The 12204-nt window shown below is 58.2% G+C and carries 7 protein-coding genes; all 7 read left to right on the top strand.

Annotated elements, in window-relative coordinates; genetic code table 11:
* Positions 1–49: 49 nt before the first annotated feature.
* The 7 genes from BCM02_RS21755 to BCM02_RS21725 all read left to right on the top strand — a co-directional run bounded on the left by BCM02_RS21755 (position 50) and on the right by BCM02_RS21725 (position 12110).
* Positions 50–3724 (top strand): dynamin family protein, encoded by a 3675-nt coding sequence (locus BCM02_RS21755; protein WP_148931238.1) that lies wholly within the window; start codon positions 50–52, stop codon positions 3722–3724.
* Between the two features lie 323 nt (positions 3725–4047).
* The gene (locus BCM02_RS21750) at positions 4048–5823 is read left to right on the top strand and encodes an ABC transporter ATP-binding protein (RefSeq protein WP_148931237.1); all 1776 of its coding nucleotides are present in this window, start codon (positions 4048–4050) and stop codon (positions 5821–5823) included.
* Positions 5820–7652 (top strand): ABC transporter ATP-binding protein, encoded by a 1833-nt coding sequence (locus tag BCM02_RS21745; RefSeq protein ID WP_148931236.1) that lies wholly within the window; start codon positions 5820–5822, stop codon positions 7650–7652. The genes BCM02_RS21750 and BCM02_RS21745 overlap by 4 nt, the downstream gene beginning before the upstream one ends.
* Positions 7653–7761: 109 nt before the next feature.
* Positions 7762–8940 (top strand): formate-dependent phosphoribosylglycinamide formyltransferase, encoded by a 1179-nt coding sequence (purT, locus tag BCM02_RS21740; RefSeq protein WP_148931235.1) that lies wholly within the window; start codon positions 7762–7764, stop codon positions 8938–8940.
* A gap of 298 nt (positions 8941–9238) precedes the next feature.
* A complete protein-coding gene (locus tag BCM02_RS21735) occupies positions 9239–10069 on the top strand; it encodes a GDSL-type esterase/lipase family protein (RefSeq protein WP_148931234.1) in 831 nt (276 codons plus the stop codon).
* A 165-nt stretch (positions 10070–10234) separates the two neighbouring features.
* Positions 10235–11131: an ABC transporter ATP-binding protein gene (locus tag BCM02_RS21730; protein WP_246183505.1), complete on the top strand. Its 897-nt coding sequence runs from the start codon at positions 10235–10237 to the stop codon at positions 11129–11131.
* Positions 11124–12110, top strand: a complete 987-nt coding sequence (locus BCM02_RS21725) for an ABC transporter permease (RefSeq protein WP_148931232.1) — start codon at positions 11124–11126, stop codon at positions 12108–12110. The genes BCM02_RS21730 and BCM02_RS21725 overlap by 8 nt, the downstream gene beginning before the upstream one ends.
* The last annotated feature ends 94 nt before the right edge of the window (positions 12111–12204 follow it).

The following is a 12204-nucleotide window of genomic DNA, read 5'->3' as shown; positions in this document are numbered from 1 at the left end:
GCTAAGGCCCAAAGCGGGCAACTGAAGGCATGGATAGGGAGAGAGAGAAATGAGCAATCAAGTTGCTCAGCCGGACGTCGGTTCCATGAGCGCCGCGCTTGAGCAGGTAGCTGAGCGAATGGCCGAGGCGGGCGATTCGCAGCATGCGGGGAAGCTGCGGGACCTGGATGGCAAATTAACGGACGGCAAGCTGGCCATCGCGTTCTGCGGGCATTTCTCGGCAGGCAAATCGACCCTCGTGAACAGGATTTGCGGCGCGAATTTGCTGCCTTCGAGTCCGATTCCGACGAGCGCGAACGTCGTCACAATCGCGAGCGGCGAACCGAAAGCGGTTATCGAACGCGTGAAGGACGGGATTACGGAGACGGTTGAGGCGCCGCTGGAACTGCTGGATGCTTACTGCAAGGATGGCGAGGCGGTAAAGTCGATCGCGCTATCCTACCCGATCCCGCGTATTGGCGAACATACGGTGCTGTTGGATACGCCGGGCATCGATTCGACCGACGACGCTCATCGGATGGCGACGGAGTCCGCGCTTCATATGGCGGACGTCGTGTTCTATGTCATGGATTACAACCATGTCATGTCCGAGATAAACTTCACGTTTGCGAAGCAGCTGAAAGAATGGGGAAAGCCGCTTTATTTAATCGTGAATCAAATCGATAAGCACCGTGACCGCGAGTTGTCGTTCGCGGCGTACCGGCAGAGCGTCGAGGAAGGGTTCGCCAACTGGCATCTGGAGCCGAGCGGCATCATTTATTTATCGCTTCGCCATCCGGATCATCCGCACTCCGAGTGGGAGAAGCTGGAGAGGTTACTCGCGGAGCTCGCGCCGATGCGCCGCGACCTATCGCTCTGCAGCGTGCACGATTCGGCGGCCCATCTGCTGCGCGCGCATGCGCAGTGGGTCGCCGAGCAGCATGCTTCCGAGCGCGAAGCGCTCTTGGAATCGGCTGGCGGGGAAGAAGAATCGGCCCAAGTCAAAGCCGAGATCGAAGAGCTTAATGGTCGATTGGCCGATATCGGGGAGCAGCAGGACATGTACCGCTCGAAGCTGCTCGGTGAGGCGCAAAGCTTGCTGGACAACGCGATCGTCATGCCGGCTGCGACCAGGGATTTGGCGCAATCGTTCCTCGAGAGCCGCAAGCCGGGCTTCAAGATGGGACTTCTATTCGCGGGTGCCAAGACCGCGGCCGAGCAGGAACGGCGTCTTGCCGCGTTTCGCGACGATTTCGCCGCGAAGGTCGAGGCGAACATCGAATGGCATTTGAAAGACTTGATGCGCAGGTCGGCCGATGCGCTGGGTTGGCGCGACGCGACGCTTGAAGAACGGCTGGAGCAATCGCTTCATGTCGAGGTGAAGCCGGAGCGCTTAATCGGGCTTATTCAGCAAGGGGCCGTGTTCAGCGGCGAATATACGATGAATTATAGCCGTGAATTGGCGTCTGACGTTAAGGCGGAATATCGCAGGCTGATTTTGCCTTGGGTCGACGATCTCGCCGCCAGAGCCGCGGAGACCGGCGAATCCGAGGCGCTGCCATTGCGCGAGCGGTTGCGAGACTTGTCCGGCCAGGCGTCGGCGCTGGAAGCCTTGTCGGCTTTGGCGAGACGGGAGAACGAGCACCAAGCGGAGCTTAGCGCGATGCTGCCCGAAGCACCGTCGCGTCCTACGATGCCGATCCCGCTGAAGACGGCGGAGAAGCAGCTAACGTCCGTTGAGCCAAGCCAAGGGCAAGAGAACACGGCCGTCTCGTTTACCGACAACGCGGTAGAGAAAGATTCGCCGCTTACGCCGAATAAGCCTTGGACGGCGCATATCGAGGAGTCAGATGCGCTCGGTCCTCAGCGCGAAGCGGCGAAGCGGCTGAAAGCCGCCGCGGATTTGCTCGCTCCGCATGCTGCGCTGGCCGGCTCGGTCGCGACCATGCGGGAGAAGGCGGAGCGTCTGACCAGCAGTCAATTCACCATCGCGTTGTTCGGCGCGTTCAGCGCGGGCAAATCCTCGCTCGCCAACGGCTTGCTGGGCGATGCCGTGCTGCCGGTGTCCCCGAATCCGACGACGGCCGCGGTCAACCGGATCGTGCCGCCAACCGAAGAGCGTCCGCACGGCACCGCGATGGTCGTCATGAAGGATCGGTCGGCGATGGTCGGCGACTTGCTCTATTCGCTGAAGCTGCTCGGCGAGACGGCGGATGGTCTCGACGAGAGAGCCATCCTTCAGGCCATCGGCAAGTTGTCGCCGGACGCGGTGCACGCCGGTGGACGGCCGCATTACAGCTTTCTCAAGGCGGCGGCCCGCGGTTGGCAGGAACATGAGGCCCTGCTCGGCACGAAACTGGCCGTCGACAACGAGTTATACCGCAAATACGTGGCGGAAGAATCGCGGTCATGCTTCGTGAGCGAAATCGTACTGCATCATGCCAATTCGCTTACGGCCCAAGGGATCGTGCTCGTGGATACGCCCGGCGCGGATTCCGTTAATGCCCGACATACGGGCGTGGCGTTCAACTACATCAAGAACGCGGACGCGATCTTGTTCGTGACGTACTATAATCATGCGTTCTCGCAGGCGGATCGCCAGTTTTTGCTGCAGCTGGGTCGCGTGAAGGATCAATTCGAGCTGGACAAAATGTTCTTCCTCGTCAACGCGGCGGATCTGGCCGCGAGCGACGAAGAACTGCAGGGCGTGCTCTCGCATGTCGAGCGCAATCTGCAGCAGCACGGCATACGATTCCCGCGTATGTTCCCGGTATCCAGCCTGCTGGCCTTGGAAGGGAAACAGACGGGCAGCGAGCGGCTGCTGGCCAAATCCGGCCTTGCCGCGTTCGAGCAGTCGTTCCTTTCTTTCGCCAGAGGCGACTTGGGCAAGCTGGCGATCGAGTCGGCGGAAGAAGAGATCCGCAGGGCGAAAGGCACCATCGAACAGTGGCTCCGTTCGGCGCAGGGAGACGCGGCTTCGCGCGAAGCGGAGCGGAATCGGATCGAGAGCCGCGCCGCCGAGGCGATCCGATTCTCGGACGCCGTGTCGGATCGCGAGTTGAACCCGCAATTGGAGCAGGAGCTGCGCGAGCTGTTGTTCTACGTGCAGCAGCGTCTTGGCTTGCGCTTCGGCGACCACTTCAATTACGCCTTCAATCCGAGCAGTCTGCAGGACGATGGGCGCGACTTGAAGAAAGCGATCTGGACCTCCTGGCTGGAGCTTGCCCGATTGCTACAGATCGAGCTGTCGCAGGAGCTGCAGGCGACGAGCTTGCGGCTCGATAACGCCTTGAACCGTCTGGCCGCCAAACGACACGGCGATACGGCCGAGGAGATTGCGAAGCTGCTTGAAGGCTATGCGTCTTCGGCCTACAAGCCGCTCGCGCCGCCGACGCCGGAAGAGCCTCGGGAATGGGAGGCGGATACGGTGACGGGCAAATGGCTCTGGAGCCGATTCAAATCGCCTCGTCAGTTCTTCGAAGGCGAAGGCAAAGCGCAGCTTCGCAAGGCGCTTGAAGCGGAGATTGCCGCTCCGCTTGCGCGTTGGTTCCAAGAGGTCGAGGACGCGTGGGCGATGCGTTATCGGGAGCTGTGGCAGCAAGCGACCGAAGGCAGCAGCCATCTGACGCGAAGCGACATTAACGCGTTCGTTCAAGGCAAGCTGCATTCCCTGAGCGGTGACGCCGACGTGACCCGTCTGCGGTCGCTCAGTGATTCGCTAGCCGCACTTTCTTCATCGAATTAGCACGACAGAGCTTTCGCGGGCGGCAAGATGCCGCTCGCGAAAGCTCTTTTTTTATTTCAAGGAAACACGCAGCGCGGCACACCAAAAATAGGTGTGATGGAATCGTGCAAAAACCGGGGATGAATGTGCAAAAACGGAGCAATGCGGGCATGTTGGATATGATTTAAGACGATATCGAAGAATACCCCCTCCCTCGCGCGCAGGATGGGGAAGGAAGCGGATTTTGCCATTTATTCGCGTTTGTTCGTTGTTTGCCCTGCCGGAATGATGCTGTTAAGATTCACTCATATTCATAATAACGGCTGTGGGGAGTGGGAGAGAAGTTGGACGTTTTTAGGCGATTGAAACCGTATTACTGGGCGGAGCGCAAAAGTTTGATGGCTTCGATTGCGTGCTTGATATGCGCGACCGCGCTCGGGTTGGTTTACCCGAACATGCTCCGGATTTTAATCGACGATGTCATTAGACCGCAGCAATTCGAGATGGTGCCGGCGTTATCGCTGACCGTCGTCGGCGTGGTCTTCCTGAAAGGGTGTCTTCAATTTCTGCATGGCTTCTTCGGCGGTCGGCTCGGTAACCGCGTCGCCTTCCGGCTGCGAAACGCTTCGTACGAGAAGCTGCAAACGTTGTCTTTCCAATACTACGACACGGCTCGCACGGGTGATCTCATGTCCCGCTTGACGGCGGATCTCGAAGCCATCCGCAATTTCATCGGCTTCGGTTTCGCCCAAATTCTGAACATGTTCCTCATGGTCGGCTTCGGCGCGGCGATGATGATGTCGATCAGCTGGCAGTTGACCCTCATGACGATGGTTACGATTCCGCTGCTCGCGCTGACCGCGCTGCGGTTCGAGAAGCTGATTCACCCGGCTTTCCGCGAAATGCGGCAGGCGATGAGCAACCTGACGACGGCGGTGCAGGAGAACATTACCGGCGTGCGCACCGTCAAGTCGTTCGCGCGCGAATCGCACGAGATCGACAAGTTCTCGGTCCGCAGCGAAGCGTACAAGCAAAATCAGATCGGCGCATCGAATTTGTGGGGACGGTATTTCCCGATTATGGAGCTGCTAGCCAGCTTGTGCGTCGTCATTCTGCTCGTGCTTGGCGGTCGAATGGTCATACAAGGCTCGTTAACCCTCGGCGAGCTGGTCGCGTTCTTTAGCATGATCTGGTACATTATCGGCCCGATGTGGGGATTGGGCTTCCACATTAACAACTATACGCAGTCCAAAGCGTCGGGCGAGCGGCTGATCGAGCTGTTCAACCACTACGTTCACGTCAAAGACGCGGAAGCGGCGATCGTGCTCGGCGATAATAAGTTGAAGGGGCATGTCCGGTTCGAGAACGTCACGTTTCATTACGCGGACAAAACGCCGGCCGTGCGCAACATCGAGATCAACGCGCCGGCGGGCTCGGTCATCGGCTTGCTTGGAGGCACCGGCTCGGGTAAATCGACGATCATTCAACTGTTGATGCGGGCGTACAACACGCAAGAAGGTACGATCTCTATCGATGGGATGGACATCCGCAATCTCGAGCTAGAGAGCTTGCGTTCGCAGATCGCAACGGTATTTCAAGAAACGTTCCTCTTCTCCTGCTCGATTCGCGACAATATCGCCTATGGCGTGAAAGAAGTCACGATGGACGATATTATCCGCGCGGCGAAGCTCGCCAAAGCCCATGATTTCATCATGGAGCTGCCGGAAGGCTATGGCACGATCGTCGGCGAGCGAGGCATGGGGTTGTCCGGCGGACAGAAGCAGCGGATCGCGATCGCCCGCGCGTTGATCAAAAATCCGCGTATTCTCATCTTGGACGATGCGACGAGCGCGGTCGACATGGAGACTGAACACGAAATTCAAGCGGGCTTCCAGGAAGTGATGGCAGGGCGAACGACGTTCATCATCGCGCACCGGATATCGTCGCTACGGCATGCCGACGAAATTCTCGTCCTGCAAGGCGGGGAAATCGTGCAGCGCGGCAAACACGAGGAGCTAAGCCGGATACCTGGACCTTATCAGGATACGTACAACATTCAATATGCGGATAGACCCGACCGGAACGCCGGTTTGGACAGCCGGAAGGAGGTTGCGCCGTGAATTCGCGCGAAGAGTCCGCAAGGTCGGACAATCGAGAACGTTTTATTTACAAAGACGACGATGCGATCGAGAAACCGTTTAACTGGTCGCAAATCACGCGATTATTCCGTTATATGAAACCATACGCGAAGCAGATGCTGCCGCTCGTGCTCGTCATGATGGTGCTCGGCACGGCCACGCGGCTGGCCATTCCGGCATTGATTATCGTGGCGATCGACGAAGCGATCGCGCCGGAGGTTGGCGAGCCGAGCATGCAGAAGCTGTATTTGTACGCCGGCATCATGCTTGCGTTGTATGTCATCCAGTGGGGGGCGAACACGCTCCGCATCAAGTATACGAATATTATCGGGCAGCGGGTCATTTACGACCTTCGCCAGGATTTGTTCCGACATATCCAGAGGCTGTCATTCCGGTTCTTCGATAAGCGGCCGGCGGGCTCCGTGCTCGTGCGGGTGACCAACGACGTTAACTCGCTGCAAGATCTGTTCACCAACGGCGTCGTTAACCTGTTAATGGACTGCGTGCAGCTGCTCGGCATCGTCGTCATTCTCCTCGTGTGGAACTTCAAGCTGGGGCTGGCCATTATGATTACGGTGCCGCTCATGTTCATCGTCTCCACGTCGCTGCGCAAACGCATCCGGTTCGCCTGGCAGGATGTTCGGATGAAGCAATCCCGGATCAACTCCCACTTGAACGAATCGATCCAAGGGATGCGCGTGACGCAGGCGTATACGCAGGAGAAGGCGAACTTCGCGTTCTTCAACCATATCAATAGCATCAACATCAAAGCGTGGAACAAGGCGTCCGCGCTCAACCAAGCGTTCGGACCGGTAATCGAGATTACCTCCGCGGTTGGCACGCTCATCTTATTCTGGTATGGTTCCCATCTCATTCAGACGGGCGCGATCACGGTCGGCGTGCTGGTCGGCTTCGCCAACTACATCGGCAACTTCTGGGATCCGATCAACCGGCTCGGCCAAATGTACGCGCAGCTGCTGATCGCGATGGCCTCCTCCGAGCGGATATTCGAGTATATCGACGAGAAGCCGACCGTCGGCGAGCTGCCGGGCGCGCGCAAGCTGGCGACGATTCGGGGCGACGTCTCCTTCGAGAATTTGGTGTTCGAATACGAGAAGGGGCGACCCGCGCTGAAAGGCATCACGCTCGAAGTGAAAGCCGGGCAGACGATCGCGCTCGTCGGTCATACCGGCTCGGGCAAGAGCACGATCATGAACCTGTTGTCCCGATTCTACGATCCGGTTGAAGGCGCGGTCAAAATCGACGGCACGGACATTCGCGGCGTCACGATCGAAAGCCTGCGCTCGCAAGTCGGCGTCGTGCTGCAGGATACGTTTATTTTCTCGGGCACCATTCGGGACAACATCCGATTCGGCCGCCTGGACGCGACGGACGCGGAAGTTTTGGAAGCGGCGAGAGCGGTGGACGCCCATGATTTCATTATGAGCCTGCCGGACGGGTACGACACGGAGGTGCAGGAACGAGGCAACGTGCTGTCGATGGGACAGCGCCAGCTGCTGTCGTTCGCGCGGGCGCTGCTGGCCGATCCGCGTATTCTCATTCTTGACGAGGCGACGGCGAGCATCGATACCGAGACCGAGCTGAAGATCCAGGAGGCGCTCAAAAAGCTGCTCGCAGGCCGCACGTCGTTCATCGTCGCGCACCGGCTGTCGACCATTCGAGGCGCCGACCGGATCGTCGTGCTCGACCACGGCCGCATCGTGGAGCAGGGTACGCACGACGAATTGATGCGACACGGCGGCACGTACAATGGATTAATCGAAGCGCAGTATCGTTTTCTGTCGGCATAATTCTTGATTTTTACAGCGGGAACCTCCACAATGGAAGAAAACGCCGTCCGGATCGGCACGCCTTACATGGCTTGCGGTCCGGGCGCCATTCCAGGAGGTTCTTTTCTTTATGTACGGATCACCGCTTTCCCCGCGCGCGCGCAAAATGATGCTGCTCGGCTCCGGCGAGCTCGGCAAGGAAGTCGTCATCGAAGCGCAGCGTCTCGGCGTCGAGACGATCGCCGTCGATCGCTACGAGAACGCGCCGGCCATGCAGGTCGCCCACCGCCATTACGTGATCGACATGCTGGATGCCGCCGCGCTGCGCGATCTCATTCTGACCGAGAAGCCGGACCTGATCGTGCCCGAAATCGAGGCAATCGCGACAAGCGCGCTCGTCGAGCTGGAGAAGGAAGGGTTCCGGGTCGTACCTACCGCGCGCGCCGCGCTGCTGACGATGGACCGCGAAGGCATTCGCCGACTGGCGGCGGAGTCGTTGGCGCTTCCGACCGCGCCATACCGGTTCGCGGATTCGCTCGATGAACTGCGCGAAGCGGTTGCCGCGCTCGGCACGCCGTGCGTAATCAAGCCGATCATGAGCTCCTCGGGCAAAGGCCAGAGCGTATGCAAGACGGAGGCGGACATCGAGGCGTGCTGGCAGTACGCCATGGACGGCGGCCGCGCGAAGAAGCAGCGGGTCATCGTGGAAGGATTCGTTTATTTCGAATCCGAAATTACGCTGCTAACCGTTCGATCGGCGTCGGGCACGACGTTCTGCGCGCCGATCGGCCACGTGCAGAAGGATGGCGACTATATCGAATCGTGGCAGCCGCACGAGATGACGCAGGAGCAGATCGCTCAAGCCGAGGCGATCGCGAAGGCGGTGACGGACGAGCTGGGCGGTTACGGGATTTATGGCGTCGAGTTGTTCCTGACCCGAGACGGCGTGCTGTTCAGCGAAGTATCGCCGCGTCCGCATGATACCGGCATGGTCACGATGGCGACCCAGGATCTATCGGAATTCGCGCTGCACGCTCGGGCGATTCTCGGTTATCCGATCCCTAATGTGCGACTGTTGACGCCGGGCGCCTCTCACACGCTGAAAGCGGACCGCGATTCCGATTCGTTCCGGATCGGCGGACTGGATGAAGCGCTGGCGCTGCCAAGCACGCAAGTACGCGTATTCGGCAAGCCGGTTACGAAGCCGGGACGTCGGATGGCCGTCGCCCTGAGCACGGCGGCATCGACGGAGCAGGCGCGCGCGACGGCCAAGCAAGCCGCCGAATCGCTGCGCATCGTATACGAATAAGCATTTTTGATAAACAGTGTTCAGAGTCCCTTCGGGGGCTCTGTTTTTTTGCGTCGAAGACGTTTGTCTTGACTCCTAAGGGGGATCCAAGACGTTTCGCCTATCATAGTTCGCATTCATAGCTGCACTTAAGCGCGGACCAAGCTGCTCATCATGCATTAATGGGCTTTCCTGAACAGGAACGATTTGCAAATTTTTTGTGAAAGCATTATTTTAGAAGACAAGACTGCTTTTTTCGGCATAACTTTCGTTTTTTTGACCGTTTTTTTCTTGGGGAAGGCAAAAGGGGGATAGAGAGATGGAAAATAAGCGTACGTCTTCCGATACATTATGGAGAGTCGTTGGTCTTGCGGCGCTATTGTCGACGGCGCTGCTGGTCGCCGGGTTCGGCTATGCCGTCAAGGACTTGGTCTGGCCTTCGCCGGAGCACACTCCGATCCAATCGCCGCAAGCCGAGCTTCCGGCCAAGAAGCCGCTTTCCGAAAGCAGCGAGATTCGAATAACCGCGATCGGCGATTCGCTGACGAAGGGCTTCGGCGATGACGAAGGGCAGGGTTATGTTAAACAAGTGGTGGCCATGCTGAGGGACAAGTGGGGCATCCCGGTTCGGTTGAACAATAATTTGGCGGTTAACGGCCTGCGAGCCGATGAATTGGCCGAATCGCTCCGAACGAACAAAGGGTATCAGTATACGATCCAGCAGGCGAATCTCGTCTTGTTCACGATCGGCGGCAACGATTTGTTCCAATCGGTAACCGGCGAGAAAGCGAGCGAAGCGACGGGCCAGTTCGACCTGGAGAAATTGAAAGCGGGCATGCCCGAAGGGCTCCAACGCTTCGAAGCGGTCATCGAGCAAATTCACGCGCTGAATCCGAACGCGCACGTCGTATACGTGGGGCTGTTCAATCCTTTCTACGAGATGGAGGATCTTCGCGTCGGAAGCCCCTATATTCAACAGTGGAATCAGCAGGTGTACGACATTTTGCACCGTTACGATAATATGACTATCGTGCCGACGTACGATTTGTTCGAGAACGCGAGCGATCTTTATCTGTCGTCGGACCATTTTCATCCGAACCATCTCGGCTACGAGCAGATTGCGACGCGTGTCGTTCAGTCGCTTCGCTGAGCGCATGACCGCCATACCGATCCCATTAGTGACAGGAGGCTGCCTATGACTTCCGTAACAGACGCTCCGCCGCTTAGGCCCTTAACCGAGCCGGCAGTCCGTCGCGACATCCAGCCGGAGAAGGTGCTGTCCGTAAGAGGCATCAAGAAGAGCATCCGCGGCAAAATGATCATTCACGACGTTTCTTTCGACGTGCGCGCAGGCGAAATATTCGGGTTTCTCGGACCGAACGGTTCCGGCAAAACGACGACGATCCGCATGCTGGTCGACCTCATCAAACCGACGGCGGGCGCGATCGAAATCGGGGGCTTCAACGTTCATCGGCATCCCGAGGAGGCGCTTCGCCACGTCGGCTGCATCGTGGAGAATCCGGAAGTATACAGCTATATGAGCGGATGGGAGAACCTGGAGCATTTCGCCCGCATGCAGCCGGGCATCGGGAGAGACCGGATCGACGAGGTTGTCGCGATCGTGGGCTTGGAACAGCGGATTCACGATAAAGTGAAGACGTATTCGCTCGGCATGCGCCAGCGACTAGGCATCGCTCAAGCGCTGCTCGGCAGGCCGAAGCTGCTCATATTGGACGAACCGACGAACGGCTTGGACCCGAAAGGGATCAAGGAGCTTCGCGAGTTTATTCGCTCGCTGGCGGGTCAAGGGATGAGCCTGTTTATCTCCAGCCATCTGCTGAGCGAAATCCAGCTCATGTGCGATCGCGTCGCCATTATTAGCCATGGGCGGGTCAGGGCCGTCGGCACGGTGGACGAGCTCGTCGCGCAAGCGGGTAGCTACGTGGTTTGGCAATTCGATCAGACCGAAGCAGGCCGGAGGCTGCTGGCTGAGGAAGGCGTCCGTCTGGTCGCGAACGACGAGCATCAAATTGAAGAGGGAATCTTGGCGCCGATGAAGGAGCCGATCGTAGCGCAGATGCCGGCAGGCCGTATTCAGGACTTGGTTGAGAAAGCGGTGCGCGTCGGAATCGGCATCCGATCGGTGCAGCATGTCGCTCCCACGCTCGAAGAGCTATTTTTGCGAATGACGGAGGGAGAAAGCATTGGATAGGCTGCTGCCGCTCGTACAGAACGAGACGCTCAAAATTTGGAGGAAAAAACGCTTTTACGTCGTCGTTCTCGTTTTGATCATTCTAATTCCGATTTTTACGTATGCCCAAATGCGGATTTCGCAGACGAACGCCCAGAATTTCAAAGATTGGCGCAACCAGGTCATGAACCAGATCAACGACTACCAGAGCACGCTGGCGAGCGATAGCGTCCCGGAAGAATGGAAGCGGTACCGCAGAATCGCCGTTCAGCAACTGCAGTATTATTTGGACCGGGACGTCAATCCGAGCACGCCCGACGCGATTACGTTCACGCGCGGCTTCATGTCCGGGTCGGTCACGCTGTTTTATCCTCTGCTCGTGCTTGCGATCGCTTCCGACCTCGTATCGGGCGAGCGAACGACGGGTACGATTAAGATGCTGCTGACAAGGCCGGTCCGCAGATGGAAGATCCTGCTCAGCAAAATATTGGCCATGATGCTCTACGTGTCATTAATCGTCGTGACGAGCTTCGTGCTCTGCTATTTAATATCCGGCGTTTTCTTCGGCTATGAGGGCTGGGATGCCCCGGTATTCACCGGCTTCGACGTGTCCGGCGCGCAGGTAGACAGCACGAACGTGCATGCTATCCCGCAATGGCAGTACATGATCATGCAAGGCGGGTTGATCTGGTTTTCCTCCATGACGGTCGCTTTGCTGGCGCTCATGGTGTCCGTGCTGTTGCGCGGGACGGCGGCGAGCATCGTCACGATGATGGCGGCGGTCATCACCGGCACGATCCTCGGCAACATGGCGTCGTCGTGGGAAAGCGCCAAATATTTCTTTTCGGTGAACCTCGATTTGACGATGTACATGAACGGCTCGCCGCCTCCGATCGCCGGCATGTCGCTGCCGTTTTCGCTAACGGTGTTGGCGATTTGGGCGGCCATAAGCATCGTCGTTTCGTTCCTTGTCTTTACGAAACAGGATATTTTGAATTAAAATAGCTTGAAGTGACGGTAGAGCAGCTGTGCCAGGCGGGAAGCCGGGCGCAGCCGTCGTCATTTAAGCAGAGCTGACTGAGCGGGAACGGGAA

The organism is Paenibacillus methanolicus (genome assembly GCF_008124765.1).
In the GTDB taxonomy this organism is placed as follows: Bacteria; Bacillota; Bacilli; order Paenibacillales; family Paenibacillaceae; genus Paenibacillus_Z; species Paenibacillus_Z methanolicus.
This window is presented reverse-complemented; position numbering and strand designations above follow the sequence as displayed.

Coding starts and splice junctions, on each gene's coding strand:
- purT (WP_148931235.1), top strand. CDS start 7,762: ATGTACGGATCACCGCTTTCCCCGCGCGCGCGCAAAATGATGCTGCTC.
- BCM02_RS21735 (WP_148931234.1), top strand. CDS start 9,239: ATGGAAAATAAGCGTACGTCTTCCGATACATTATGGAGAGTCGTTGGT.
- BCM02_RS21730 (WP_246183505.1), top strand. CDS start 10,235: ATGATCATTCACGACGTTTCTTTCGACGTGCGCGCAGGCGAAATATTC.
- BCM02_RS21755 (WP_148931238.1), top strand. CDS start 50: ATGAGCAATCAAGTTGCTCAGCCGGACGTCGGTTCCATGAGCGCCGCG.